Annotated in this window: 21 protein-coding genes, 2 tRNA genes, 2 rRNA genes, 1 pseudogene and 1 riboswitch (1 of these 27 running past the window's edge); of the genes and pseudogenes, 19 read left to right on the top strand and 7 right to left on the bottom strand. The window is 46.7% G+C overall.

The annotated features are described in order from the left end of the window. Positions 1-49: 49 nt before the first annotated feature. Positions 50-205: pseudogene (locus B5G04_RS20500) on the top strand (AraC family transcriptional regulator); the annotation flags it as partial. 263 nt (positions 206-468) lie between these two features. Here B5G04_RS20500 and B5G04_RS10010 read toward each other — a convergent pair. Next, a complete protein-coding gene (locus B5G04_RS10010) occupies positions 469-2,904 on the bottom strand; it encodes a DEAD/DEAH box helicase (RefSeq protein ID WP_022040977.1) in 2,436 nt (811 codons plus the stop codon). Positions 2,905-3,375: 471 nt separating this feature from the next. Then, positions 3,376-4,959 (bottom strand): MFS transporter, encoded by a 1,584-nt coding sequence (locus tag B5G04_RS10005; protein WP_087396997.1) that lies wholly within the window; start codon positions 4,957-4,959, stop codon positions 3,376-3,378. 137 nt (positions 4,960-5,096) lie between these two features. Between B5G04_RS10005 and B5G04_RS10000 the strand changes: the two genes are divergently transcribed. Next, complete coding sequence (locus B5G04_RS10000; RefSeq protein ID WP_087210656.1) at positions 5,097-5,615, top strand: DUF3332 domain-containing protein; 519 nt, start codon at positions 5,097-5,099, stop codon at positions 5,613-5,615. 122 nt (positions 5,616-5,737) lie between these two features. Here B5G04_RS10000 and B5G04_RS09995 read toward each other — a convergent pair whose 3' ends face one another. Beyond that, a complete protein-coding gene (locus B5G04_RS09995) occupies positions 5,738-6,784 on the bottom strand; it encodes a DUF4831 family protein (RefSeq protein ID WP_087396995.1) in 1,047 nt (348 codons plus the stop codon). A gap of 11 nt (positions 6,785-6,795) precedes the next feature. Further along, positions 6,796-8,313 carry an NAD(P)H-hydrate dehydratase gene (locus B5G04_RS09990; RefSeq protein WP_087210662.1) on the bottom strand — a complete coding sequence of 506 codons (1,518 nt, stop codon included), beginning with the start codon at positions 8,311-8,313 and terminating at the stop codon, positions 6,796-6,798. A 102-nt stretch (positions 8,314-8,415) separates the two neighbouring features. On the opposite strand from B5G04_RS09990, the gene hpt reads away from it, so the two are divergent. From hpt to B5G04_RS09950, 8 genes are all read left to right on the top strand, one after another. Beyond that, entirely contained in the window at positions 8,416-8,952 is a 537-nt protein-coding gene (gene hpt / locus B5G04_RS09985; protein ID WP_022040972.1) for a hypoxanthine phosphoribosyltransferase, read from the top strand. Between the two features lie 29 nt (positions 8,953-8,981). Continuing rightward, on the top strand, positions 8,982-9,551 hold the full coding sequence (locus B5G04_RS09980; protein WP_022040971.1) for an adenylate kinase: 570 nt from the start codon (positions 8,982-8,984) through the stop codon (positions 9,549-9,551). Positions 9,552-9,688: 137 nt separating this feature from the next. Further along, on the top strand, positions 9,689-10,861 hold the full coding sequence (gene obgE, locus B5G04_RS09975; RefSeq protein ID WP_022040970.1) for a GTPase ObgE: 1,173 nt from the start codon (positions 9,689-9,691) through the stop codon (positions 10,859-10,861). Beyond that, positions 10,858-11,661: a peptidoglycan editing factor PgeF gene (gene pgeF / locus B5G04_RS09970; protein ID WP_225226466.1), complete on the top strand. Its 804-nt coding sequence runs from the start codon at positions 10,858-10,860 to the stop codon at positions 11,659-11,661. The genes obgE and pgeF overlap by 4 nt, the downstream gene beginning before the upstream one ends. 15 nt (positions 11,662-11,676) lie before the next feature. Further along, positions 11,677-12,339: a phenylalanine--tRNA ligase beta subunit-related protein gene (locus tag B5G04_RS09965; protein WP_087251210.1), complete on the top strand. Its 663-nt coding sequence runs from the start codon at positions 11,677-11,679 to the stop codon at positions 12,337-12,339. A gap of 11 nt (positions 12,340-12,350) precedes the next feature. After that, complete coding sequence (locus B5G04_RS09960; RefSeq protein WP_022040967.1) at positions 12,351-12,539, top strand: hypothetical protein; 189 nt, start codon at positions 12,351-12,353, stop codon at positions 12,537-12,539. 143 nt (positions 12,540-12,682) lie between these two features. Next, on the top strand, positions 12,683-13,279 hold the full coding sequence (locus B5G04_RS09955; protein WP_087210671.1) for a porin family protein: 597 nt from the start codon (positions 12,683-12,685) through the stop codon (positions 13,277-13,279). A gap of 115 nt (positions 13,280-13,394) precedes the next feature. After that, complete coding sequence (locus B5G04_RS09950) at positions 13,395-14,405, top strand: Rpn family recombination-promoting nuclease/putative transposase (RefSeq protein WP_087396993.1); 1,011 nt, start codon at positions 13,395-13,397, stop codon at positions 14,403-14,405. Positions 14,406-14,618: 213 nt separating this feature from the next. Here B5G04_RS09950 and B5G04_RS09945 read toward each other — a convergent pair whose 3' ends face one another. Next, positions 14,619-15,398 (bottom strand): hypothetical protein, encoded by a 780-nt coding sequence (locus B5G04_RS09945; protein WP_087396991.1) that lies wholly within the window; start codon positions 15,396-15,398, stop codon positions 14,619-14,621. A gap of 160 nt (positions 15,399-15,558) precedes the next feature. Here B5G04_RS09945 and B5G04_RS09940 point away from each other — a divergent pair, with 160 nt between their 5' ends. Continuing rightward, positions 15,559-16,437, top strand: a complete 879-nt coding sequence (locus B5G04_RS09940) for a helix-turn-helix domain-containing protein (RefSeq protein ID WP_087396989.1) — start codon at positions 15,559-15,561, stop codon at positions 16,435-16,437. 46 nt (positions 16,438-16,483) lie between these two features. Next, the gene (locus B5G04_RS09935; RefSeq protein ID WP_225226465.1) at positions 16,484-18,541 is read left to right on the top strand and encodes a TonB-dependent receptor; all 2,058 of its coding nucleotides are present in this window, start codon (positions 16,484-16,486) and stop codon (positions 18,539-18,541) included. A gap of 87 nt (positions 18,542-18,628) precedes the next feature. Here the strand turns inward: B5G04_RS09935 and B5G04_RS09930 are convergent, their stop codons facing one another. After that, a complete protein-coding gene (locus B5G04_RS09930; RefSeq protein ID WP_255376625.1) occupies positions 18,629-19,846 on the bottom strand; it encodes a phosphoribosylaminoimidazolecarboxamide formyltransferase in 1,218 nt (405 codons plus the stop codon). Positions 19,847-19,998: 152 nt separating this feature from the next. Here B5G04_RS09930 and B5G04_RS09925 point away from each other — a divergent pair, with 152 nt between their 5' ends. Further along, positions 19,999-21,270, top strand: coding sequence for a glycosyl hydrolase family 8 (locus B5G04_RS09925; protein WP_225226463.1), 1,272 nt, complete (start codon positions 19,999-20,001; stop codon positions 21,268-21,270). A gap of 257 nt (positions 21,271-21,527) precedes the next feature. On the opposite strand, the gene B5G04_RS09920 is transcribed toward B5G04_RS09925, so the two are convergent. After that, a complete protein-coding gene (locus tag B5G04_RS09920) occupies positions 21,528-21,779 on the bottom strand; it encodes a hypothetical protein (protein WP_087396985.1) in 252 nt (83 codons plus the stop codon). A 111-nt stretch (positions 21,780-21,890) separates the two neighbouring features. Continuing rightward, positions 21,891-22,089: riboswitch (cobalamin riboswitch) on the top strand. A gap of 187 nt (positions 22,090-22,276) precedes the next feature. Here B5G04_RS09920 and B5G04_RS09915 point away from each other — a divergent pair. From B5G04_RS09915 to B5G04_RS09890, 6 genes are all read left to right on the top strand, one after another. Continuing rightward, positions 22,277-23,050: a DUF4465 domain-containing protein gene (locus tag B5G04_RS09915; protein ID WP_239414076.1), complete on the top strand. Its 774-nt coding sequence runs from the start codon at positions 22,277-22,279 to the stop codon at positions 23,048-23,050. Positions 23,051-23,158: 108 nt separating this feature from the next. Continuing rightward, complete coding sequence (locus B5G04_RS09910) at positions 23,159-23,710, top strand: carbonic anhydrase (RefSeq protein WP_022040990.1); 552 nt, start codon at positions 23,159-23,161, stop codon at positions 23,708-23,710. 577 nt (positions 23,711-24,287) lie between these two features. Then, positions 24,288-25,815: ribosomal RNA gene (locus B5G04_RS09905) — 16S ribosomal RNA — on the top strand. 108 nt (positions 25,816-25,923) lie between these two features. Beyond that, positions 25,924-25,997: transfer RNA gene (locus tag B5G04_RS09900), tRNA-Ile, on the top strand. A gap of 7 nt (positions 25,998-26,004) precedes the next feature. Continuing rightward, a tRNA-Ala gene (locus B5G04_RS09895) sits at positions 26,005-26,078 on the top strand. An 83-nt stretch (positions 26,079-26,161) separates the two neighbouring features. After that, positions 26,162-26,378, top strand: a 23S ribosomal RNA gene (locus B5G04_RS09890); it runs 2,668 nt beyond the window's last position. The 16S and 23S rRNA genes sit together here with 2 tRNA genes alongside, the layout of an rRNA operon.

Raw genomic sequence — 26,378 nt, 5'->3', positions numbered from 1 at the left:
GGACGGAGGAAGGCGGTGGAGGAGTTGCACTTCTAACTTGACGGTGGGCATGCTTTGTCATACTCAGTCTTCTATTAAGGAATTTGTCAATGAGCTGAAATTTCCTAATCTTTCTTTTTTCGGGAAATATTTCAAGGCGCACAAAGGCATGTCTCCCAAATATTACCGGACGGCATATCTCAACACTCAACTTTCGAGTTTATGAATATTATCACAGCCCCTCCCCATGAGGAAAAGTCGGGAGGGGCTGTGAAAAACTCATCCTAAACCAGCATACGATAAATTCAAAACAGGTTCTAGATCTCAACCTTTTTTAATCTTATTCTAGATAAGTAAGTGTGCAAAATTAAATGATATCACCAGAAACGCAGATTTTCTGCGTTTCTGAGCCGACACATTAATAAACTAATTCTCAACATCTACTTATATCGTCTGAAAACGTGTGCAGCCAACAGGCAGATTCGCTTTTTACTTTTTCTCACCGATGTGTGCCAATATGCTGCCCGCCAAGGTGAGGAAGTTGATGACACTTTCTTTATCAGGAACTGGAATGCGTAAAGTGGTCTTCCCGGTTTCCTTGTTTTCTTCTATCAGGCTTTCGGCGAGCCGGCGTGTGGCTTCGGGGGACTTGAGCGTTTGTACCAGTCCGTTGAAGAACGATACGCCTTGGCTGATCAGACGGTCGGCTTCTGGTGTTTCTGATGCACGTGTATATTCCGTTTGAGATAAAGATTCTTCATCAAACGTGTCTGCCTGTATGTTTTCTGCCGGTTTCTCGTCTTTTTCGGGTAGTGAAGCTGGCTTTTCCCGATCTTCTGGGTCAATGATGTCTCCGCTTTCCTTTTTCTCTTCGTTAGGCGATTCGGTTACAACAGACGCGATGTTTTCCATGATCTTATCCAGCTTGCTATCATCCAGGAAGATGCTGTCTTCGCCATTGTCCAGTATGCCTTCAAAGAGTGAAGTCTTAAAATTGAGGGTAGAAAGCATGCGTTCTTCGATGGAAGAGGGAGCTACCAAGTTGATGACCTGTATGTTTCGTTGCTGCCCGATACGGTAAATGCGGGCGATACGTTGCTCCAATACGGCAGGATTCCACGGTAAGTCGAGGTTGATGAGGATAGATGCGGCTTGGAGGTTCAGTCCTGTGCTTCCGGCATCGGTAGAGATGAACACACGGCTTTCGGGCAACGAGGTAAAGTTTTCCATCAGGTCTTTCCGTTTTTCCGAAGGTACACCTCCATGGAGGTATTCGTACCGGATGTTTATCTTGTCCAGTTCGGCAGCTACGAGCCGTGTCATGCGTTCCCATTGACTGAATATCACAACTTTTTCGTCACCGCTTTCGAACACGTTGTTGAGAATGTTCATTACTTCGTCTATCTTTGTGTCGTAGCGGCTCTTTTGGTCTAAGATATAGGTGCTGTCGCATACCATGCGCATTTGGCTCATCAGCAAAAGCAGGCGTTTACGGTCTTTTTCGCTCAGGAAACGTTGGCGGTTCCATTTGTAGACCAGTTGGGCAACTATGCTTTGGAACTCATCATGCATGTTCTGTTGCTCCTGGGTCATGGGTACGAACAACACTTTGTCCATACGTTGGGGCAACTGCAAGGCTACGTCTTTCTTTCTACGGCGTATCAAGATGTCGTGTAGTTTTTCACCTACAGTATTCAGCCCTTTATATCCCTTTACTTTTCCGGAATCCGATTTGATGACGGTTTCGTTGATAAACTTATAGTATGGTCCCAGACAATATTGGTCGACGAATTGCACTACCGAGTAGAGTTCTTCCAGTTTGTTTTCCAGTGGAGTCCCCGAAAGTACTACGGCATATTCAGCTTCGATGTGTCGGGCTGCTTTGGAAATTTTTGTGTTCCAGTTTTTAAGGCGTTGCACTTCGTCCATAATCAAGAAATCGGTTTGTAGCCCGTGCAAGATTTCGATGTCGTTGGATACACTGTTGTAAGATACTATCTTATAGAAAGGAGCTGCTTTATAGAGTGTTTTCCGTTTCAAATGGTTCCCTTCCACTACGATGGCTTGCGCATCGGTGAACCTTTCGATTTCTTTTTTCCATTGATACTTTAACGAAGTAGGGCAGAGCACTAGTGCCGAGGATATGATGCCTTGTTTGCGCATCAGTTCGGCGGTGCCGATAGCCTGGATGGTTTTGCCCAGTCCCATTTCATCGGCTATGATGGATTTCCCGGCACGGTAGGCAAAGCGGATTCCCTCTTTCTGGTAAGGGAACAGGCGGACTTTGAGCAGGGAGTCTATTAAGGTGTCTGCCTGGGGTTCGGAAAGGAACTTTTCCCGTTTGCGCTTGTCACGTTGTTCTAAAATAAAGTCCATCGCGTCATCATACCATCGGAACGTATTATTGAGTTGCAGGGCTTTACTGAAAAAATCATTGATTGTATCGATGGCTTCGGGGCGCATGATACCTTCAGGTGTGAAATAAGGTTCGGCAAGCTTTTGGAACTCTTCGGAATTGTCTGTCCCTATGCGCAGGCGTACTTTCCGTCCCTTCCGGTAGGATAGGTAGACCGAAGTATAGGCTGGTGTATCGGTGCATGTCCGTTTGTGGGATTTTTCCAGCCAAAGCTTGACCGCTTCTATGTGTTTGCATGTGCCTAACTGGCTGGTTTTGAAATCCATGCACGAACAGTAGTTCCATGCGCTGAATGCTCCGCGATAAATCACTTTGTACGTATTGTGTGAAACCGGATTGTTTACGATATAATAGCCGGGATATTCTTGGGCGTTCAATTCTTGAATGCCGAAGTTTTCTTTTTCGGCGGCTTGCCTGCGCAGGGCGATTTGCCATTGTTCCAATGTCATATTGTCCGGCTTGTAGTGGTAGGATACCTTCTTGCTTTTGTCGGTTTTCTTTTTTGCCATTTTCTGATGGTTTTATAATTTTTCTATTTCTTCCTTAGAAGCTGTTTTGAATTTATCGCGTTGGTACAAAAATACACATTTCTAGAAACAAAATGCATAAATGCTTCAATTTCTGATAGATTGGTTGTGAAAAAATATTCAGGCGATACGTTTGGTCGTTTTCTGGATTGCTTTTGTATAACGACATTATAGGGAAGAATCTTATGGCTATACATTAGCGGCATCAATATGTGCATTCAAGGCGCAGCCGGTTGTGTAAGCCCACGGATATAGGTGCATCGGCAAACGCATATAAGTCCATCTGGTGTAAGATTATTAATCTTCAGGCTGCAAGATTATTAATCTTACAAGCGGAAGATTAATAATCTTACACCAGACGAAGTTATCTGCGTTGAGAGAAGAAGAAAATAACAACGACCTTTTAAATCATCTGAATATGGTAAAATACAGTTTATACTATAGTATGTTTTTTTAAGCGCTTTTTTTGATATTTGACTCTTCCAGCCCGTAATGTTTATGGCTGTCTTCACTTTTCAGCATCCACGAGATGATGATGGCACACAAGCCAAAAAGTGCGAAGATGACCATGGGAATGGTATAATTGTAGCCGATAATGGCACCTGCTGCATTGTATTGGGTGGCAAAACGGTCGATGACATAGCCGATGAGCGTAGGAACCATGGCCAGACCGATGTTCTGTATGTAGAAGATGATAGCATATGCAGAACCCAACTGCTTCATTGGAATGATTTTAGGAACGGAAGGCCACATTGCACTTGGTACCAGTGAAAAGGAAATACCTAATATAATCATTACAACTACGGCAAACCACCAGTAGTTCATTACAGGAAGGGCGAAAAGTACGTGTACGGCAGTTAGCATCACCGAACCGATAATCATTAAAGTGGCGCCTCGTCCGATACGGTCGTATAATGTACCGAAGACAGGAGTCAGCAGGATGGTACCGAAAGGCAACAGTGCCGGAATAAGGCCGGCAAATGATTCGGGCACTTCGTATTTATAAATCATCAGTTTGGTGGCAAATTTCAGGAAAGGGAATACGCCGGCATAGAACATCAGGCAAAGCAGCGTGATGAGCCAGAAACCTTTGTTACAGAAGATAAGTTTCAGATCGGACAATTTGAAGCCTTCTTCAGGATTTTCTCCTGATTCGGCACGGGCGGCGGATACCGAAGCATCTTCCTTGCGGTCCATCACGCAATAGACCAGATAAGATGCGAAACCTACGCAGAGGGCAATGGCTCCGATAAGGACAGAGCCGGATATGTCGCCCATCATACGTGCAATGGGCAGGCTGGCTGCCAGAGCGATGGCGGTTCCGATGCGTGCCATGGCTACTTGAAGTCCCATGGCAAGTGCCAGTTCTTTGCCGGCAAACCATTTCACGATGACTTTTGATACGGTGATTCCTGTAATTTCTGCTCCCATGCCGAAAATGGAGAAGCCTAACGCTGCAATTACTACTTGCAGGTTCATGCCCCATAACATGGCATCGCCGAAATCGTTCTTCAGGGCATACCATTTAATCAGGGCGCCTGCAAACATCAGTCCCGACGACATCATGCCGGTGAAACGGACTCCCATCTTGTCTAAAATGATTCCTCCGAAAAACAGCATCAGCAAGAACACATTGATGTATCCGTAGGCCCCTGAGAAGAAACCGTATTCCGTGCTGCTCCATCCTTTACCTGTCGATACCGTGCTGATGGTCTTGCTGATGGTTTCCTGATTTCCGTTTATGTTTTCGATGTATTGGTATTTGGCTCCTTCTTCCAGTTTCTGTACCGTCAGGTCGGGAGCCGATAATGCATTGGCTTCGGCAAAGAGTTCCACTTTTGCCACCAGGCTGTCGGCAGGCATGGAAGTGTTGTCGGTGAAATAAACAACTTTGCCTTTCGTGGTGAGTAAGTTTTCAAGAGGAGCCATGACATCGGTAAGGAAATAGCCGCACATCATGGTAAACGACACGATGAACAGTGCCGTCCAGCGAGCGGCTTTCGAGTCGCTCAGGCGTTTCTGGATTTGTTCTTTCATTTGTTTTTTTATTTAATAGTTTTACATATTTGCTAAAATGTGCGACAAAGATACTTCTTTTTGGTGGTTTTTGTTTCTTTCCTTGAAATAAGTTCTATCTTTGTGGGTGTTATAATTAATTGCTAAAACTTGAATCGATGAAAAAGATGAAAGCGACAGCTGTGTGTGCTGTGTTAGGAGGATGTTTGTTATGTTCTTCATGTATTGGCTCATTCAGCGCATGGAATAGTCTGAAAAATTGGAATATGGGAATCGGACATAAAGCAGTCAATGAGCTTGTGTTTTTAGCTTTTCATATCATACCGGTATATGAAGTAGCTTATTTGGCAGATGTGCTTGTACTAAATTCAATTGAGTTTTGGTCGGGTTCCAATCCAATGGCTGATGTAGGTACGGAAAAAGTTATTCATGGAGAAGACGGAGAATATCTAGTCCGTACAAACGAAGACGGGTATACCATTACGAAATTGGGCGAAGTAGACCATCCGTTAAATTTAGTATACGATGCGGAGAAACGTACGTGGAATGTAGTAGCCGAAGGAAAGACTTATGAATTGATGACTATGAACGAGGATGGTACGGTAACTTACAAGCAACAGGATGGAACCTCAACGACGGTGATGCCTGAGTGGTTGAAGGAAACCGTAGCTGTATGATAGGCGGATTTTCAGTATATCTTAATATAGATGCGGATGCCGGTTGGTGCGGTGAGGCAGAATGAAAAAACAGCCTTGCCGTTCCAACCGGCTTTTTAATTGGAGAAATTCAAAACAGTTTCTTAGTCTTTGTCAATTTTCAGGATGCTTCCTGTCTCAGGATTGAAAACGACACGGGTGTTTACTTTCTTGAACAGGTCTTCTACCAGAACTTCGGTCGTTCCGAACTGTGTGATAGGGAGTTCGTCTTCGAATAAGGTCTTTCCTTTGTACGTGACGGTTACTTTCCCTTTCCCAGGTATGTTGTAGATGGCTCCTTCCAGTTTTTTCTTTTTCTTTTCGTTTTCTGTGGTAGTTGGAGGCAGTGGAACCGTGTTGGCTAAGCTGATATAGATGGGGGTACCCGCAAGGTCATCGGCAGGAAGTATGCCTAGCAGGCTAGAAAAACGCAAGGCTGTTTTATCGCTGAATGGCTCATTGGCAGGGATGCGGATGGTGAACACTTTGTCCTCGCGGTCGGTGGTTCCACTGAAGAGGCGGGTCAGTGCTTTCTCCTGCTTATCGAGGTTGTCGATGACCAGTTGTAGGGATGCACCGTCTTTGGGCATGGTGTCTGCTTGTCCTCGCAAGATGAGGTTCTTGCTTTCCCGTATGTTGTAGATTTCCTTAGCGGTAAGTTCTGCCATCTTTGCCGAAGACCCGGCCAGCAGTATTTCTTCGGTCATGTATTGGCGTGGGTTTTCGTGGTGTTGAGGCTTTTCCAGTACATATTCAGCTTTTTGTATGTCGGGTGCCGTTGTATTGATGGCTTTGATAAGTCCGTTGTTGGTCAGTTCCACGTTGCTCATGGCACTTTTGTCTTTCAGCTTGATGATGTAGGCTTTGGTAGAGTCGGGTACTCCTGCCGAGCGTACTTCTATCCGCTTGATTTCCCAGTGCGTTTCCGGTTGGGAACTTATGTTGTTCATCCGCAGGTATTGGTTGGCATATTGGCACAGTTCTCCAGGCTGGTATGTAATGTGTGTGGCAATGATATTTACCTCCAGTGCCGTTTTCGGAAGGAAGTAGACAATTCCTTCATCGCTTCCGGGAGTGTAGTAGCTGATGTCTTGTGCAGCGATATGCGTCGCACATGCCAGCATGCTTAGTGCAAAAACGATTCTTTTCATGCGCGTATCTATTATTTAGTTTCACAGAGTTCTTTCCAGGCTTCGGGCAGTGCAGCGATGATGTCGCTGGCGGTCAGGCTGATTTCTCCGGTACGGCGGCAGGCTATGTCGCCGGCCAGTCCGTGTACGAATGTACCCAGCCGTGCTGCATTTTCTTGTGAGTATCCTTGAGCCAGCAGAGCAAGTATGATACCAGTCAGCACATCTCCGCTTCCACCGGTTGCCATGCCTGGATTACCTGTGGGATTGAAGTAGAATTTGCCTTCCGGTGTGATAACAGTGGAGTAGGCACCCTTCAGTACGATATAGCATTGCAGGTAGGCGGCAAGTTCTTTAGCCTTGGTCAGCCGGTCGAAACTATCGTTGCAACGTCCGATAAGGCGTTCCAGTTCGCCAATGTGTGGCGTGAGGATGCTTCGGCGAGGCAAGCGGTTCAGATAGTTCCGGTGCGAACTTAAGATATTGATGGCATCTGCATCGAGCACGGCGGGAATGTAGCAATCGGCAAGCTGGTCGAAGGTGGCAAGTGCCGTTTCTTCTTCCTGCCCGATGCCTGGACCGATGGCTATCGCCTGATAGTTGTCAAGGTCGACTGGTTCGGCGAAGTAAAGTTCGTGCACGTCATTTTGTACCATAGCTTCGGGTACGGCTGTTTGCAGGATGTCGTGGTTGCATACAGGGGTATGTATGGTAAGCAATCCTACGCCTGAACGCAAACAGGCACGTGCTGCTAGGATGGAAGCACCAGCCATCCCACTCGAGCCGGCGATAAGCAGTGCATGTCCGAAGTTGTTCTTGAAAGCAAAGCGTTTGCGCGGTTTGATGAGTTGGCTCATTTCACTAGCCTCCGTAATAATATAAGGAGTATCTGCTTGTGCGATGAACTCTTGGCTAATGCCGATGTCGAGTGTTTTCCATTCGCCCACGATGTCTTCGTTTTCAGGGAAAAGGAAAGCCAGTTTTGGTAACTGGATGCTCAGGGTCAGGTCAGCACGGATAATGTTTGTACGCAGGTTGTTGCTGTTGTCTTCTCCCATCAGTCCGGAAGGAAGATCAATGGAGACTACCTGTGCGTTGGAAGCATTGATGTATTTTACGACGGAGGCGAATCCGCCACTCAGCGGCTTGTTCAGTCCTGAGCCGAAAAGTCCGTCTACTACTACATCTTCAGCCGTCAGTTTGGGTGGTTCGAATGCGTTGCTGATTTCGTGATAGTCAGTGAATCCGCATTGCTGCAATCGCTGGATATTGGTCATGCAGTCTTCCGAAATGGTTCCTTTGATATTGAACAGGTAAATTTCTACCGGATAACTCTTGGAGAACAGAAGGCGTGCGACTGCAAGGGCATCACCTCCGTTGTTGCCCGCTCCGGCAAATACAACGATGCGGTGTGAACGATCCCACCTTTTGCTGATTTCATCGGCAATCAGCGAGGCTGCTTTTTCCATCAAGTTGATGGAGAGAATATTGTTATTGGCGATGGTATAGGCATCGGCTTCCTTTTGTTGGGTGCAAGTAAGTATTTTCATCTTTGTGTCATAATAGCTATTTGCGGGTAAAAGTACAAAAAAAGTATAGAAGTTTAAGGGAAAAATCGTATTTTTGTCCCAATTTTATAAAGAAGCGCCATTATGAACACAATCCAGATTAAAGATAAGCAGTTTAAGACTTTTATATCCGAAGCGTCCATTCTGAAGGAAGTGACACGGGTAGCCGGTGAGATTAATGCAGATTTGGCAGGTGACAACCCACTTTTTATCAGTGTCTTAAACGGCTCTTTTATGTTTACGGCAGATTTGATGAAACGTCTCACGATTCCGTGTGAAATCTCGTTTGTCAAGCTGGCTTCGTACGAGGGAACCTCTTCTACCGGAAAAGTGAAGGAACTGGTGGGACTGAACGAAAACATAACCGGACGTACGGTGGTGATTGTGGAAGACATCGTGGATACAGGCTTGACGATGCAGAGGCTGATTGAGACGCTGCGGGCGCAGCACCCGAAGGAAATACGGATTGCCACGTTGCTGCTAAAGCCCGACAAGCTGAAGGTGGACTTGGATATCCGTTATGTGGCAATGCGCATCCCCAACGACTTTATCGTGGGATACGGTCTGGACTATGAGGGGCTGGGACGTAATTATCGTGATATTTATTCGGTTGTAGAATAATCACTAATCAATAATATAAGGTAAAAAAGATGTTGAACATTGTAATTTTTGGTGCTCCAGGTTCGGGGAAAGGAACTCAGAGCGCACGTATCGTGGAGAAATACGGTTTGAACCATATTTCGACGGGAGATGTATTGCGTGCCGAAATCAAGAACGGTACGGAGTTAGGTAAAACGGCTAATGAATATATAAGCAACGGCCAACTTATACCGGATGCTTTGATGATTGATATACTTGCAAGTGTGTTCGATAGTTTCAAAGACAGCAAGGGAGTGATTTTCGATGGTTTTCCCCGTACCATTGCACAGGCCGAAGCTTTAAAGCAGATGTTGGCCGAACGCGGACAAGAGGTGTCGGTGATGTTGGACCTGGAAGTGCCGGAAGATGAGCTGATGGCTCGTCTTATCAAGCGTGGGCAGGAATCCGGACGTGCGGATGATAATGAGGAAACTATCAAAAAACGTCTGGTGGTATATCATTCGCAGACCTCTCCGTTGATTGACTGGTATAAGAACGATGGCAAATACCATCATATCAACGGTCTTGGCTCGATGGATGGCATTTTCGCTGACATTTGTAAGGCTGTGGATAGTCTGTAAGTTTTTGAGATTTTAAGTTTATAAGTTTTTTGAGTTTTTAAGTTTATAAGTTCTTGGACCATTTAGGCTTATGGGCTTAAAAACAAGAAACTTAAGAACTCAAAAACTTATAAACTCAAAAACTAAAAAATATTTTTATGGCAGAATCGAATTTTGTAGATTATGTGAAAATTTATTGTCGCTCTGGCAAGGGAGGACGCGGATCGGCTCATTTACGGCGGGAGAAATATATGCCCAACGGTGGTCCCGATGGAGGAGACGGCGGTAGAGGAGGACATGTCATTTTGCGCGGAAACCGTAATTATTGGACTCTGTTGCATCTGAAGTACGAACGTCATGTGTTTGCCGAGAATGGCGGGAACGGTTCAAAGAGCCGGAGCTTTGGTAAAGACGGTGCAGATAAGGTGATTGAAGTGCCGTGCGGAACCGTGGCATACAATGCTGAGACGGGCGAATATGTATGCGACATAACCGAACACGGGCAGGAGGTCATCTTGTTGAAAGGAGGTAGAGGAGGACTGGGTAACTGGCATTTCCGTACAGCCACACGTCAGGCTCCACGTTTTGCACAGCCGGGCGAGCCGATGCAGGAAATGATGGTGATACTGGAACTGAAACTGCTGGCGGATGTCGGACTGGTAGGCTTTCCCAATGCTGGAAAGTCGACACTGTTGTCAAGAGTGTCGGCGGCACGTCCGAAGATAGCTGATTATCCGTTTACTACCCTCGAACCGAACTTGGGTATCGTGTCTTATCACGATGGAAAGTCTTTCGTGATGGCAGATATACCGGGCATTATCGAAGGAGCAAGCGAAGGAAAAGGTTTGGGTTTGCGATTCCTGCGACATATCGAACGCAATTCTTTGTTGTTGTTTATGGTGCCCGGCGATGCAGATGACATCCGTCATGAATATGATGTGCTGTTGAACGAACTGGCAAAGTTCAATCCCGAAATGCTTGATAAGCAGCGGGTGCTTGCCGTCACCAAATGTGACATGCTGGATGAAGAATTGATGGAAATGTTGAAGCCGACACTTCCAGACAATCTTCCTTGTGTATTTATTTCATCTGTGACCGGTATGGGTATTCAAGAGTTGAAAGACATCTTGTGGACAGAACTGAATAAAGAAGGTAATCAGTTGGAAGGATTGCGTCAGTCATCTATCGTACATCGGTCAAAGGACATCCATCTGTTGCAGGAAGAATTGAAAGATATGGACGAGGATTTCAGTTACGTAGAAGACGTGGATGATGAAGATGACTTCGAGTACGAGTATGAAGAAGACTGGGACGATGAACCGGAAAAATGATGGACAACAGGCTGACTGAAGATAGAAGGATGTTGAAATACGGTTTGACGGAGCTGTATTCCAACATTTTTTGTTTTTCGACGACCCGTCATGGCGGATATAGTCAAGGGAGTTACGCATCTTTCAATTGCAACGGCTATTGTGGGGATATGCCGGAAGCTGTTCTCAAAAACCGGGAATTGCTTAGTTCGCTATTGCCAGTGCGTGGTGAACTGGTTATTCCGCATCAGGTACATCAGACGGAAATACGAATCGTGGATGATGTATTCTTGCAGAAGGGTAAACCGGACAGGGAGGCGTTGCTCGAAGGAGTGGATGCTTTGGTTACAAATGTGCCGAAAGTTTGTCTTTGCGTATCTACCGCCGATTGTATTCCGGTCTTGTGCTATGATGTGCGTCATCGGGCAATAGCGGCTATCCATGCAGGATGGAGAGGTACGGTGGCACGTATTGTATGTAAGACTTTGAGTGTGATGAAAAAAGTGTATGGTACGCGAGGAGAAGATATATATGCTTGTATAGGTCCGGGTATTTCACAAGATGCATTCGAAGTCGGGGATGAGGTTTATGATATTTTTGATAAGGCTGGTTTTGATATGCCGCGTATTGCTGTCCGGAAAGAGAAGTGGCATATTGATCTTTGGGAAACCAACCGGATGCAGCTTCTGGAGTTTGGAGTGAACACTTCGCGTATTGAGGTCAGTGGCATTTGTACGTGGAAGAATAAAGATGATTTCTTTTCCGCACGGAGGCTGGGTATTGCTTCCGGACGGATTTTGTCAGGGATAATGATGTGTTGAAAAATTTAAAGACTTATGAAAATAGAAGTATCCGAAGAATTACATCGTGCTTGGCCGCAGTTTCGGGGAGCGGCTGTTTTTGCTACGGTAAAGAATACGGTTTATAGTGCTGAGTTATGGAAGCGGATTGACGAGTTTACCGCCTTGTATCGCGCGAAATATACCGTCGATTCTATCAAGGAAATGCCTGCTATTCAGGCTACCCGACAGGCTTATAAGAAATGTGGGAAAGACCCCAGCCGCTATCGTCCTTCGTCCGAAGCGTTGTGCCGGCGCATCTTGCGGGGCATTCCGTTGTATCAGATTGATACGTTGGTAGACTTGATTAACCTGGCTTCTATTTATAGTGGGAATTCGATAGGAGGTTTCGACCGTGACAAAATTCAAGGCGATCGCCTGGTGTTGGGTATCGGACGAGCCGGAGAACCTTACGAAGGTATCGGCAGGGGCACACTGAATATTGAGGGTATGCCAGTCTATCGGGATGCCATTGGAGGTATCGGAACGCCTACCAGTGACCACGAACGGACAAAGATGAGCATAGACACTACGCACGTGTTGGCGATAATGAATGCGTATGGAGGAAGTGAGGGATTGGTTGAATCCGTCAATTATATGGTAGGGCTGATGAAAGAGTTTGCAGAGGCTCAGGATATAGAAATCGTTTATTTCGAATAAAACCAAAACGTATGGATATAGAGAAAATTTTAGCGGAAGGTATTATCTTTAAAGGTGCCGGCTTGAAAAAGGAAAAAGAAGAAAAGGTAAAAACGAAAGCAAAGAAGAAAGCATATATAACCGGAACACATGGATCTGGTTCAGCAAAAATGAAGGCAGAATATCGCCGCCGCCGTGCCAATCGGCATAAAAACGGGTAACCGGATGCATACATATATCCGCATCGGGGAAGAAACTTTGTCGAAACGTAGCGATTTCTGTGCAATATCACCGATTTTTGTTTTGCATACCGATTAAAAACCTTATATTTGTTCTATGCAAAACAATCTAAAATGATAAGCGTATGAAAAAGTTATTTCTGTTAGCGGTATGTATGTTGTCGATGCTTACGGTGTCGGCGCAGATGAGGCCGACGATGATGTTCGAAGTGGGCATCGGCATGAGTGGCTGGACGGGAGATGCGGCAAAAGGTTCGAATGCCATTTTTAATCCGCGTGTAGGTGTTACAGCGGATGTCCCCTTGAACGAATGGTTCTCTTTCCAGCCCGGGCTGAGCTGGGTCTCGAAAGGTGCGAAGATGGAAAATGATGTGAAAGTCAATCAGAACTATTTTCAGGTTCCTTTGATGGCTGCGTTCCACATGCGTGCTACCGATAGCTTCGACCTTGTGTTTACGGCAGGTCCGTATGTTGCAGTAGGCGTGAACGGTAAAACGGAATATGAGCAAAATGATGTTACTACTTCTTGGAAAACTTTCAAGGATGCCGATGGAGTGGGTTGGGACGGCTTCCGCCGCTTCGATGCCGGCATCGGAGTCGGTGTTGCGCTCGATTTCCCACACTGGATAGTAGGCGTGGATGCCGATTTCGGTTTGTGTAAGGTTTGTAAGGATGGTCCACGTAACTATGACCTCTTCTTCAGCGCAGGCTTCAAGTTTTGATAATTTTATATGGAAACGAGGATGAATAATAAGGAACAACATCCTCGTTTTTCTTTCTGTATGTTGTCGTTCCCAATTAAATTCGTATTTTTGTGAAAATTAAAAACGATAGGATATGAAGAATAATCTCATTCGTTTCGATTGGGCGATGAAACGTCTGCTCAGAGACAAGAGTAATTATGTCGTGCTGGAAGGATTTCTGTCAACTCTATTGGGAGAAGACTTGCACATCGTACGTTTCCTGGAAAGTGAAGCAAACCAGACAGAAGTGAATGACAAGTTTAACCGTGCTGATATGCTGGTGGAAGACGAGCAAGGGCGGCTTCTTATTATTGAAGTGCAGAACAACCACGAGTTAGATTACTTTCACCGGATGTTGTATGGTGTGTCGAAAACTATTTCTGAGTATATTAACCTCGGCGATGATTATGATAAAGTAAAGAAAATCTACTCCATTAATATCGTGTACTTCGAATTGGGACAAGGGAAAGATTATGTCTATCATGGGAAAACCATATTCCGGGGGTTGCATGACCCAAATGACGTATTGCAACTTTCCATACGGCAGAGGGAAAGGTTTATTGGAAAAGACGCCGGAGATATTTTCCCAGAATATTACGTGCTACGTGTAAATGACTTCGATAAAATAGCTAAGACACCTCTTGATGAATGGATAGAGTTCCTCAAGACGGGCAATATAGATAGTTCGGCTACCGCTAAGGGTTTGCCTGAAGCACGGGAGCGGCTCCGGGTGGATTCGCTTTCCGACCAAGACAGGCGTGCATATATCCATGATATGGAGGCTTTGCGCTACCAACGGAGTGTTATTAAAACAGGCTGGTATGAAGGTCGTGCCGAAGGTTTGAAAGAAGGACGTGCTGAAGGTCGTGCTGAAGGTCGTGCTGAAGGTCGTGCAGAGGGTAGAGCAGAAGGTAGAGCAGAAGGTCGTGCCGAAGGGCTTGCGGAAGGAGAGGCTAAAGGCAGGGCAGAAGCGAAGGCGGAAAGTGAAAAGGAAATGGTTTTACGCATGAGAGAAATGGCAAAGAAGATGAAAGAAGCAGGTATGCCTGTTGAAACCATTGCCCATTTTACGCAATTGGCATTGGAAGAGATTGAGGAATTATAAAGGAGGAAATAAGCCAAGGAAAGCTGCTAATGTAACTTCTAAAAGGTGAAAAAACTTGATTCTAAAGAAAAAAGACTGGAAGAAATTCGATGAAGAAGAAACTGTTTTGGATTTGTCGTGTGATGATTTGGAATGACTCAAAAATCTCCCAAAGCACACACAAAAATAATGCATCAAGGCGAGAAAACTTTTGGGAGAAATTCAAAACAGGTTCTAAAAATCGAAAAACGGTTCGGGCTTCTTGAAGCCTTTTTTGCTGATGGGCATGTAGTGGAGCTGCTTGTCTCCCGTGTCCACTACGATGTAAAGCGAATCGTTCCATTCCTGCAAGTTGGCGAGTCCGGAGATGTCGCACGAAAAAGTGCCGGCTTCATAGCGATACTTTTCCCAACCTTCCGGCACGTGGGGGCGATAGCAAAGCTCCAAGCGTAGCGTGTCCGGACTTTGGCGGGCAGGGTCGTATACCAAGTCTATGGGAATGGATGCATATTCGTAATGCGTGTAAAGGTCGTGAGTAATTGTTGCGAGCGTGGAGAAATCGAAATAACCGCAGTACGCTCCGTAAGAGTTGGAAAAATAAAAGTTCTCGTCTACGCTGCAACTGTCCGGATGCGTGATGCCCCGTTTGTCCGCTTCTGCTTTACTGATGGGGTGGATGACCTTGTAGGTTTCCACAATTCCTACCCTTGCGTTGTCAATGATAGTGAAGCCGGGAGTGCGGTCGCTAAAGAACCGGTTTTCTTCTTTGAACGACAGGCTGTAGTAAGCCCGTTCGTATTTGTCCAGTCCTTTGCCGTAGCAGATGGCGACTTCGTTTCTTCCGTCCGAAAAGAGGTAATAGCCGTCTTCGTCGTTGCCTACGATAGTGCCTCTATTCATCATACTGAGATACCCTCCGTTGTCGATAGTCAGGTCGTGGCAGGATACCAATCCGAATGCGCAGACGAAAAGCGTCCACGCATAGATGCTGCAAGAAAATCTCTTTGTTTTCATCTTTGTCCTGAATAAACGTTTCTTTTCAGCAAATATAGGCAAAAAAAGGAAGCGTAACGCATTATTTGACCGAAAACGGCATAAGCCGTGTAAAAGCCGTTGGGGCTTTCGGACTATTTTTACTATTTTTGCCGTATGAAATACAATCGGGAAAAATGATATGAACAGGAGAATCTTATCTGTTGGAGTCTTTATGGTGTTGATGCTCTCGTCTTTGTTGGCAGGGCGTCAGGGGTATTGTGGTGCCAAAGAAGCGATAACCGCCGACTTGAACCAGGCTTTGTTGCGTATGTTTGGAGAAAGGCAGGAGGATATCGTCACGCAAGACTCCATCCGGGCATACAAGCGGCTTAGGCAAGTGTCGGACGGAGAAGTATGGCTTGCCATTGCCGACCGGAAGCTATGCCGTAATTTGAAGAACCGGAAGCTGAAAGACAATGCCTTCCTTTCGTTTCATATTGTTGATGAGGCTTATCCCGGCAAGTTTCCGGAAGTGGACGTTATCAGCAGCGATACGTTGATAGTGAACAATGAAGCGACCGGAACGACGCTTGCCGTGAAAAGTTACGCACGCCTTTCTGCAATCGGTATATTCCGTATGTCCGACCAGCGTTGGTCGTCCTTGCTGGCTTTTGCTGCGTTGCTTTGGGCGGCGGGAACTGCATTTCTTTTTCGGAAGAAGGAGACGCCTGCTGGTACCGTCAGCTATGGAGGGCTTTCTTATTCGCCCGAGGACAAGTGTTTCTATGACGCAAGCCATGCGTTTGTCCACTTTACTCCGATGCAATACCGATTGATGTTGATGCTATGGCAGGCTCCTTCCCATTCGGTATCGAAAGAAGAGATATGCGCCCTGCTTTGGCCCAAGAAAGCGGATGCCAACGATACGCTCTATACCTTGGTGAAACGGTTGAAACCGATTCTTGAGGCATGTAGCGAATTGCAGCTTGTCGCTCATAAAGGAAGAAGCTATGCGCTGGAAATCAAACCGAAAACCAGTTGTCAGCCAAATGTCAGGAAGATGTCAGCTACATGTTAGGTGAGTGTGTAGCCTTCGAACGTATTTTTGTGTCCGGACTAAAAACATGGACACAATGAAACGTATCAACATCTTGCTGGTCTTATTCGTATATGCCCTCGTTGGCTCGGCACAGAATGAGACGAAGACTATCGAACTTGGAGAAGTAGAAATAAAGGCGGCTAAAGTAATTCATAAACCCGACGGGCAAATTATTTATCCCACCGAAACGCAGAAAAATGCATCGCATTCGGGGTATAGCATTCTGCAGAAGTTATCCTTGCCCAATATCCGTGTGGATGAGGTTTCGCAAAGCCTCTCTGCCATCGACGGACGGGGAAGCATCCAGTTGCGCATCAATGGCATTATTGTAGGACGGGAAGAAATGCTGGCGCTTTCTCCCGGAAGCATCAGCCGGATAGACTTTATCGACAATCCCGGGGTGAGATACGGAGAAGGAATCGCATACGTTATTAACATTCTGACCCGCCGGGCGGATAGCGGATATACGGTCGGCATTGATCTGACCCAGGCACTGACTGCTAAGTCGGGCAATGATTTAATTTACGGAAAATGGAACGCCGGGAACAGCGAGCTTTCGTTGAGTTATAATTTCGGATACAAGGACTTTAAGGGAAACCGGACGAATGAAACAGCTCATTACCGGCTTACGGACGGGTCGGTCCGTACCATTGGGCGGAACGACATCGCTTCGCGCAGCCGGAGTTTTAGCAACGGCTTGCAATTGAAATACAACCTTGCCGATTCTGCCGATTATGTGTTTCAGGCTTCACTGAATGCCGGTTTCTCGCATGTCCCCGACAATTATAACCGGAAGCAGATTCTGGAAGGAAACGAGGAATACCTTGCCACGCAATGCGAACGAAACCGTAGCTCCAGTCCGGTCTTGGATTTGTATTTCTTTAAGCAATTGACTTCCCGTCAGTCGCTGACACTGAATGCCGTAGGGACGTATATCGCCACTTCGCTCCGCAGCAGTTACGATGAGGGTGCGCCGTATGCATATCAGGTGGAAGGGAAGACTTATTCCCTGATGAGTGAAGCCGTTTACGAGAACCGGCTCAAGCCTTTTACGTTTACTGCTGGGGCAAACTACATGCAGAAATACACGAAGAATAAGTACACGGGTGATGTAAATTCCGTCAATCCGATGCATAACCGCAGCGTCTACGCTTTTGCCGAGATAAAGGGGAAACTTGGTCCGATAAGGTATGTGGCGGGAGTAGGCGGCAGTTATTTGGATTACCGCCAGCAAGCGCACGATTATCAGTACTGGCTGTTCCGCCCGAAGGCTTCCGTTGCCTACAATCCAGTGCAAGCCGTCCAGCTGAAATATGATTTCCAGATAAGCGAGCATGTTTCGCGGGTGGCGATGATTAGCAATACTTCTATCCGCAACAACAGCATGGAATGGACGCTGGGCAATCCCGATATCCGCCCCAACCGCGAGCAAGCGCATACTTTTCAGATTTCGTACACGCATCCCCGCTTCCAGTCTTTTGTCCAGGCATACGGAAAACGTTGCCACCAGCCGAATATGGCTACGTATATCCGGACCGAAGACAACCGGTTTGTGTACACCCAACTCAATCAAAAAGAAATCGATGTGCTTAACCTGATGCTGTATGCGAATGGTTGGATAGTCCCCGATAAGCTTTCGATAGCGTTATCTGGTACGCTTTTCCGCTGTTTTAACTTCGGCGAAGACTATACGCATTGCAAGACGTTTTATTCGGGTACAGCCAATGTGCAGGCTTACTTAGGCAAACTTACCCTTTCGGCATTCATGGACAGCGGTTTCCGTTTCCTCGAAGGTGAGACCGAAGGATTCAACAGCTCGTTTGTTTCTCTGAACGCATCCTACCGGTACAAGAACCTGAACTTGTCGCTTGTCTGGCAACAACCGTTTAGAAACCGTTACAAGCAATTCCAGTCGGATGTGTACAACCGTTATGTCCGGAAAACGACTGCTCTGCATTGCCGTGACTTGGGCAATTTCGTGAGCCTGAACATTGCATGGAAATTCTCACAGGGAAGGGCATATAAAGATGTCCGGCGGAACATTGAACAGAAAGCGGATAAAGATACCGGCATCTTGAGGTAAAGCAAAATAGAACACAAAGGCACAGAGCATATATTTTTGTAGAATATAAAACTCTGTGCCTCCGTGTCTCTGTGTTCGAAATTAATATTAATGATGGAACAGACGGATACCTGTAAACGCCATCGTGATGCCGTATTTATCGCATGTTTCGATGACATGGTCGTCGCGCACCGAACCTCCTGCCTGGGCGATGTATTCCACGCCGCTCTTGTGTGCACGTTCGATGTTGTCGCCGAAGGGGAAGAAGGCATCCGAGCCTAACGATACGCCTTTCAGCGTGTCCAGCCAGGCACGTTTCTCTTCGCGGGTCAATACTTCGGGCTTTTCGGTAAAGAACTGTTGCCAAACGCCGTCAGCCAATACATCATCGTGATCATCGCTGATGTATACGTCGATGGTGTTGTCGCGGTCGGCACGGCGGATTTTCTCTACCCAAGGCAAGTTCAATACTTTCGGGTGCTGGCGCAGGTACCAGATATCGGCTTTGTTTCCGGCAAGGCGGGTGCAGTGGATGCGGCTCTGCTGGCCGGCGCCGATACCGATGGCTTGTCCGTCCTTCACATAGCACACCGAATTCGATTGGGTATATTTCAGGGTGATAAGCGCAATCATCAGGTCACGCTTTGCCGCGTCGGGCAGGTTCTTGTTCTGTGTCGGGATGTTGGCGAAGAGTTCCTCTCCGTTCAGCTTGATTTCGTTGCGTCCCTGTTCGAAGGTGATGCCGAACACGTCTTTGTGCTCGATGGGAGCCGGACGATATTCCGGGTCAATCTGAATGACGTTGTATGTACCTTTACGTTTCGCTTTCAGGATAGCCAACGCCTCTTCGGTATAGCCCGGAGCGATAACGCCGTCCGAAACTTCACGGTTGATGAAGCGGGCGGTCTCTTCGTCGCACACATCGCTCAGCGCGATAAAGTCGCCGTACGATGACATGCGGTCGGCACCGCGGGCACGCACGTATGCGTTAGCGAGGGGAGACAACGGCAGATCGCCTACGAAGTAAATCTGTTTCATCGTTTCGTCCAGTTCCAGCCCGATGGCGGCACCGGCAGGGCTAACGTGCTTGAATGAGGTAGCGGCAGGCATGCCGGTCGCTTCTTTCAGTTCTTTCACCAACTGCCAGCCGTTCAGCGCATCAAGGAAATTGATGTATCCCGGACGTCCGTTCAGCACTTCCAGCGGCAGTTCTCCTTCTTTCATATAAATACGTGCTGGCTTCTGGTTGGGGTTGCAGCCGTATTTCAGTTCGAGTTCTTTTGCCATAAGCATTTGTTGTTTAAAATGTTTATTTTCGGCAAATATACGAAAAAAAACGTATCCCTGTACCCCGATGTAACATACAGAATAATCTTTGTAACATTAATATAGGAGAAAAGTCATTTGTTTTGTTTACGTTTGCCGGCAGTAAATGATTTTTGAACCTTAACAAGTATATTTCAATTATGAAAGAACAAATGAAAAACAGAATTTTCGGAATGCTTTTCTTGGTGTTATTAGGATTGCCGTTCTTTTCCGTATTGGCTTCAGTTCCGGAAACGCAGGATTTGCTGCAAAGTCCTTGGACGGAGGGGGCTTTCGACACAGGGAAATATCGTAATATTTTTGCTGAAATGGGCTACAGTTCTCAAGAAATTGATGCTCGGGTGCAGTCGGTTTTCGATGAAATCTTTTCACCGGAGAACAAGGTTTATGTTGAACCCGATGACTCTACAGCATATATCTGTGATATAATACATGATGATGTGCGTAGTGAAGGTATGTCATACGGTATGATGATAGCTGTGCAGTTTGAGAAAAAAGACATTTTTGACCGGCTTTGGCGTTGGACCAAGACTTATATGCAGCATAAGGAAGGAGCTTCGGAAGGTTATTTTGCCTGGTGTTGCCGGAAAGACGGGAGTCATATCGATGGAGGGTCGGCTTCGGACGGCGAGCTTTATTTCATTACCTCATTAATTTTTGCTTCGAACCTGTGGGGAAATGATACGGGTATTGATTATCTGGCCGAAGCTCAGCATATACTGGATTGTGCCATGGAAAAAGATGGAACAGATAGTGTTATGCCGCTTATTCATAAAGAACACAAGCTTATTACGTTTGTCCCGAATAAGTTCGGTTATGGTTTTACCGATCCTTCTTACCATTTGCCTGCCTTTTACGAAGTTTGGGCACGTTGGGCTGACGATGGACGTGCTGCATATTGGAAAGAATGTGCCGAACGCAGCCGCCATTTTTTGCATAAGGCAGTTCATCCTGTTACAGGGTTGACTCCTGATTATAGTAACTACGACGGAAGTTTGATGCATAAAGGTTGGATGATAGGCGATGCTTTCCGTTTTGATTCTTGGCGTGTGCCGATGAACATTGCGCTTGATTATTCGTGGTCATGTGCCGACCGGGAATGGCAGCATGCATACGGCAATAAGATTCAGGATTTTCTGTATGGACAGGGGATTGATACGTTTGTCAATCAATATAATGTGGATGGCACAATGTTGCCAGACAGTTTGCAAATGGGAAAACCTTCTCATGCGCCAGGACTTGTGGCTACGGCGGCCGCTGTATCGCTGGTCTGCACACATGCCAAAAGTCGTGAGTTTGTGCAGCGTTTGTGGGATAGTCGTCCTACTCCAGGTTTCAATTATTACTACGATGGATTACTCCGTTTATTCGCTTTTATGCATTTGAGCGGAAAGTATCGGGTGATATTTCCAGTACAGCGGTGATTTATACTATGCGCGGTATGCATTTGTGCATTTGTTGATGTCACAGTTAAAGTGTGCTGTCTCCGTTCCGTTCACCACGCATTACTAAGCTGTACTTTATCATATTCAGATGATTTAAAAGGTTGTTGTTATTATCTTCTTCTCTCAACGCAGATAGCCTCGTCTGGTGTAAGATTAATAATCTTCCGCTTGTAAGATTAATAATCTTGCAGCCTGAAGATTATTAATCTTACAGCGGATGGACTTATATAGCGGCTTTATTCAGAAGAGGTTTGTGTGCATGTCCGACGGGTTATCGGAAAGGAAAAGCTGATGGGTTTGTCCAAAAGGGAGATCTTGGACTCAAAAATCTTTTGGGAGTCAATCTCTTCTATATCGGATTGTTGTTGGGTATTTGTATGAAAATATGTTCCATAATGTAGTTCGGCTTTGTAGAAACTGACCAAAGCCCAGCCTCCTACAAAGGAAGCGGTGGCGATAAGAAGTACTGAAACGATGATAAATTCCATATTGTCGGTTGTTGGTTATGTTTCTTTGTCAATAAACAAGAAGATGCCCTTAATCCTGCTTATACTTCTATTAATGTTTGTTAACGTCGGTTCATGTAATGAAAAACTTTCTATCTTTGCCCATGCAACGGTTCGGGCAAACCACGTCCGATTAAAAGGGAATCAGGTGCAAGTCCTGAACAGTCCCGCTGCTGTAAGTTCCATAGACTGAAGTGTCGCAAACCATTCTTAGCCACTGGGAGGGTATCTTGGGAAGGCGGTTTGTCGATAGGAACAAGTCAGAAGACCTGCCGTGTGCCTTTGCATTTTCACTGCTTTCGAGGAAAAAGCGTGGGAATACGGCAGGATGTGGCTTTTCGGGCTGCCCTCTCTTTATTATTCCCTTTTTCTAATTGCAATCGGTGTTATGCGAAGATGCGCAGGGATAACTTCCTTGTGTGAATAGGTTTATATTTTAACCAAAAGATAACATGAATCAATTAAAGCAATTAGGACAGATGAAAAAATTAGTATGGTTTTGGGCGGCACTGTTGTGTGTGTCGCTTTGGAATTGTAGCGATGACGAGAATCCGGCAAGTGAAGGACAGAAAGAAGAAGTGGTGATTAGTTTCGAGGGTGAATTGAGTGCTTCTGACACTTTCTATCTCGCGTCCAAAGGGGAAGCGGACGGCTATTATCAAAAGACTACGTTCTCCGACCCTCAGGCATTGGTCTCTTTTTCCCATTATTTTAGTGATTGGGGCTTTGGCGGAGGATTCACTTACACCAATGGCACAGATGTAACAACGCCGGGATACACGAATCTGAGTGCCATCATCGGTGCCGGCAAGAATGGAAGTGTTTATCTGACCGGCAATACGAACGAGTACACACCGGCACGCATAACCAATCTGCAACCCGGAAAATACCGCTTCAAAGGAGCGTGGGTGACCAATACAACGTATGATTATTTGGCTATCAAGGATGGGAATGACGGTGGCTCAGGCTTGGTTACAAAGTTCGAAACTGGCGATTCCGAAAAAACTGGCGATTGGTTCAAGCTAACCGCTATCGGTCATACAAGTAATGAAACCGATACGATACATTTCTATTTGGCGGATTTTCGTGATGGGAACAGCAGGATTCTCGATACGTGGCAATGGTTCGACTGGAGCGAACTGGCGGATGCCGACTATATTACGTTTGAAATGTCTTCTTCCGATACCGGTGATTTCGGTATGAATACCCCTTCCTATTTCTGCATGGATGGAATAACGTTGCAGGAAAATTGATTTCCTCCCGAAAATAATCAGCAAGGCTCACTTAGAAGAAGTTTATCTTCGGAAGAGTGGGCCTTTTTGCGTATCTTTGTGCGGTTTGAAACATAAAATTAAGTGTGTATGATAGACGAATTATTGGAGTTCAATCGTTCCTTTGTAGAAAACAAAGGCTATGAACAGTACGTAACCACAAAATATCCTGATAAGAAGATTGCGATAGTGACCTGTATGGATACGCGTTTGGTTGAGTTGATACCTGCTGCCTTAGGCTTGCGCAACGGGGATGTAAAGATGATTAAGAATGCCGGAGGAACGGTGACACATCCCTTTGGAAGTGTGATGCGTAGCTTGTTGGTAGGTATTTACGAACTGGGTGTAGAAGAAATTATGATTATCGGTCATACGGATTGTGGGGCGCAACACATGGATAGTCAGGTCATGTTGCGACATATTAAAGAGCACGGAGTATCCGACCGTGACATTGAGATGATGGAGTATTGCAATGTTGATTTGCACGCTTGGTTGAGCGGGTTTGACGATGTGGAGCAATCGGTACGAGGTAGTGTGCATTTGGTAAAACATCATCCATTAGTGCCTAAAGATGTAGTCGTGCGTGGATTTATTATTGACTCTGTAACTGGTAAATTGACTGAGTTTGAAAATATAGATTAATGCATAACTGAAGGAGAAGATGACAAGTGCAAGATAAATGCATTTAATGCTGCATATATTATTTCGTTGAAGGCTACTTCATTTATTAGAACCTGATACAGCATTACTTAATTCATTCAAGGTACGCACTTATATGTACGGGGGCATGGAAGATATATCCGTTGCCCCGTACATATAGGTGCTTTTTTGTATCCTTGCCTTCGGTTTTCTGTTGTTATATATAATAAGGAGTATTGTTATTCTTACTAAGTTTTCTCTAGGTGTAAATATTTTCCTGTATATCTGTGAATATCAGCATTTTGCATATTTCACATGAAAAAAGTTTCAAAAAAAGTTCTCCAGTTTCTTGCAGTTTCGGTAAAAAGGCGTACCTTTGCACTCGCTTTCCGAAAGGGACGCCACCTGAAAAGGTTGTGTAAGTCCCTGGTGAGCAAGATCTTTGATATGATTTGGATACAGGAAACGCAGTACGAAAAGTGAATGACGTGAAGGTTAGAAAGATGTAACCGGACCTGGACAGGAAAAAAAGCGCCTTGCCTTTCTTTTTTTGGGGAGGCAGGCGATGAAAAGATATTTTACAATGAAGAGTTTGATCCTGGCTCAGGATGAACGCTAGCTACAGGCCTAACACATGCAAGTCGAGGGGCAGCATGGGCTTAGCTTGCTAAGCCTGATGGCGACCGGCGCACGGGTGAGTAACGCGTATCCGACCTTCCGGCGGCCCGGGTCCAGCCTTTCGAAAGAAAGATTAATCCCCGATGGTGTCAGGCAGTTCCATGACAGCCTGACTAAAGAGTTATCGGCCGCCGATGGGGATGCGTTCCATTAGCTTGTTGGCGGGGTAACGGCCCACCAAGGCGACGATGGATAGGGGTTCTGAGAGGAAGGCCCCCCACATTGGGACTGAGACACGGCCCAAACTCCTACGGGAGGCAGCAGTGAGGAATATTGGTCAATGGGCGCGAGCCTGAACCAGCCAAGTAGCGTGGAGGATGACTGCCCTACGGGTTGTAAACTCCTTTTGCAGGGGGATAAAGTGTGCCACGTGTGGCATATTGCAGGTACCCTGCGAATAAGCATCGGCTAACTCCGTGCCAGCAGCCGCGGTAATACGGAGGATGCGAGCGTTATCCGGATTTATTGGGTTTAAAGGGAGCGCAGACGGCCCCTTAAGTCAGCTGTGAAAGTTTGCGGCTCAACCGTAAAATTGCAGTTGAAACTGTGGGGCTTGAGTACGGTCGCGGCATGCGGAATTCGTGGTGTAGCGGTGAAATGCATAGATATCACGAAGAACCCCGATTGCGAAGGCAGCATGCCAGCCCGCCACTGACGTTGAGGCTCGAAGGTGCGGGTATCAAACAGGATTAGATACCCTGGTAGTCCGCACGGTAAACGATGGACACCCGCTGTCGGCGATATACAGTCGGCGGCCAAGCGAAAGCGTTAAGTGTCCCACCTGGGGAGTACGCCGGCAACGGTGAAACTCAAAGGAATTGACGGGGGCCCGCACAAGCGGAGGAACATGTGGTTTAATTCGATGATACGCGAGGAACCTTACCCGGGCTTGAACTGCGCCTGAATGTGCCGGAAACGGTGCAGCCGCAAGGCAGGCGCGGAGGTGCTGCATGGTTGTCGTCAGCTCGTGCCGTGAGGTGTCGGCTTAAGTGCCATAACGAGCGCAACCCCTTCCGGCAGTTGCCATCAGGTGATGCTGGGTACTCTGCCGGTACTGCCATCGTAAGATGCGAGGAAGGTGGGGATGACGTCAAATCAGCACGGCCCTTACGTCCGGGGCTACACACGTGTTACAATGGGGGGTACAGAGGGCTGCCAGCCGGCGACGGCGCGCGAATCCCGAAATCCCCTCCCAGTTCGGACTGGAGCCTGCAACCCGGCTCCACGAAGCTGGATTCGCTAGTAATCGCGCATCAGCCATGGCGCGGTGAATACGTTCCCGGGCCTTGTACACACCGCCCGTCAAGCCATGAAAGCCGGGGGTACCTGAAGTGCGTAACCGCAAGGGGCGCCCTAGGGTAAAACCGGTGATTGGGGCTAAGTCGTAACAAGGTAGCCGTACCGGAAGGTGCGGCTGGAACACCTCCTTTCTGGAGCGTCCGGTCTCATGTTTCTTGCGTGGTTCCTTTCGTTTCCGTTTCCTGTACCTGACATATCCGACTCTATGGGCGTTGAATCGCACAGGGCTTGAAGATGCCAGTCCTATAGCTCAGTTGGTCAGAGCGCCACACTGATAATGTGGAGGTCGGCAGTTCAACTCTGCCTGGGACTACGGTCTTGGGGGATTAGCTCAGCTGGCTAGAGCACCTGCTTTGCAAGCAGGGGGTCAACGGTTCGAATCCGTTATTCTCCACACGAAGGAGATCTGTGACATGATGTGACAAGCAACCAATGAAACAAAGCATAAGCCTCCCGCGGCGTGTTGCCGCGGGAGTGCGCGAAAGTAGAGAAGGGCGCATGGTGGATGCCTAGGCTCCCGGAGGCGATGAAGGACGTGACAAGCTGCGAAAATCCGCGGGGAGGCGCAAGTGGCCTTTGATCCGCGGGTGTCCGAATGGGACAACCCGTCACCTTGAAGGGGTGACATCCGCCGGTGGCGGAGGCCAACGCGGGGAACTGAAACATCTTAGTACCCGCAGGAAAAGAAAATAAC

It is taken from the genome of Bacteroides sp. An51A, assembly GCF_002161565.1.
Taxonomy (GTDB): domain Bacteria; phylum Bacteroidota; class Bacteroidia; order Bacteroidales; family Bacteroidaceae; genus Phocaeicola; species Phocaeicola intestinalis.
Note: the sequence above shows the minus strand (reverse complement) of the source record. Positions and strands in the feature narration are given on the sequence as shown.

What these genes read in the sequence shown, in the direction of transcription:
- B5G04_RS09960 (WP_022040967.1), top strand. Translation starts at nt 12,351, where the DNA reads ATGGATATAGAGAAAATTTTAGCGGAAGGTATTATCTTTAAAGGTGCC.
- B5G04_RS09995 (WP_087396995.1), bottom strand. Translation starts at nt 6,784, where the DNA reads ATGAAAAGAATCGTTTTTGCACTAAGCATGCTGGCATGTGCGACGCAT.
- B5G04_RS09925 (WP_225226463.1), top strand. Translation starts at nt 19,999, where the DNA reads ATGAAAAACAGAATTTTCGGAATGCTTTTCTTGGTGTTATTAGGATTG.
- B5G04_RS10005 (WP_087396997.1), bottom strand. Translation starts at nt 4,959, where the DNA reads ATGAAAGAACAAATCCAGAAACGCCTGAGCGACTCGAAAGCCGCTCGC.
- hpt (WP_022040972.1), top strand. Translation starts at nt 8,416, where the DNA reads ATGAACACAATCCAGATTAAAGATAAGCAGTTTAAGACTTTTATATCC.
- B5G04_RS09935 (WP_225226465.1), top strand. Translation starts at nt 16,484, where the DNA reads ATGGACACAATGAAACGTATCAACATCTTGCTGGTCTTATTCGTATAT.
- B5G04_RS09990 (WP_087210662.1), bottom strand. Translation starts at nt 8,313, where the DNA reads ATGAAAATACTTACTTGCACCCAACAAAAGGAAGCCGATGCCTATACC.
- B5G04_RS09940 (WP_087396989.1), top strand. Translation starts at nt 15,559, where the DNA reads ATGAACAGGAGAATCTTATCTGTTGGAGTCTTTATGGTGTTGATGCTC.
- B5G04_RS09980 (WP_022040971.1), top strand. Translation starts at nt 8,982, where the DNA reads ATGTTGAACATTGTAATTTTTGGTGCTCCAGGTTCGGGGAAAGGAACT.
- pgeF (WP_225226466.1), top strand. Translation starts at nt 10,858, where the DNA reads ATGATGGACAACAGGCTGACTGAAGATAGAAGGATGTTGAAATACGGT.
- B5G04_RS09915 (WP_239414076.1), top strand. Translation starts at nt 22,277, where the DNA reads ATGAAAAAATTAGTATGGTTTTGGGCGGCACTGTTGTGTGTGTCGCTT.
- B5G04_RS09920 (WP_087396985.1), bottom strand. Translation starts at nt 21,779, where the DNA reads ATGGAATTTATCATCGTTTCAGTACTTCTTATCGCCACCGCTTCCTTT.
- B5G04_RS09945 (WP_087396991.1), bottom strand. Translation starts at nt 15,398, where the DNA reads ATGAAAACAAAGAGATTTTCTTGCAGCATCTATGCGTGGACGCTTTTC.
- B5G04_RS10000 (WP_087210656.1), top strand. Translation starts at nt 5,097, where the DNA reads ATGAAAAAGATGAAAGCGACAGCTGTGTGTGCTGTGTTAGGAGGATGT.
- B5G04_RS09950 (WP_087396993.1), top strand. Translation starts at nt 13,395, where the DNA reads ATGAAGAATAATCTCATTCGTTTCGATTGGGCGATGAAACGTCTGCTC.
- B5G04_RS09955 (WP_087210671.1), top strand. Translation starts at nt 12,683, where the DNA reads ATGAAAAAGTTATTTCTGTTAGCGGTATGTATGTTGTCGATGCTTACG.
- obgE (WP_022040970.1), top strand. Translation starts at nt 9,689, where the DNA reads ATGGCAGAATCGAATTTTGTAGATTATGTGAAAATTTATTGTCGCTCT.
- B5G04_RS09965 (WP_087251210.1), top strand. Translation starts at nt 11,677, where the DNA reads ATGAAAATAGAAGTATCCGAAGAATTACATCGTGCTTGGCCGCAGTTT.
- B5G04_RS10010 (WP_022040977.1), bottom strand. Translation starts at nt 2,904, where the DNA reads ATGGCAAAAAAGAAAACCGACAAAAGCAAGAAGGTATCCTACCACTAC.
- B5G04_RS09910 (WP_022040990.1), top strand. Translation starts at nt 23,159, where the DNA reads ATGATAGACGAATTATTGGAGTTCAATCGTTCCTTTGTAGAAAACAAA.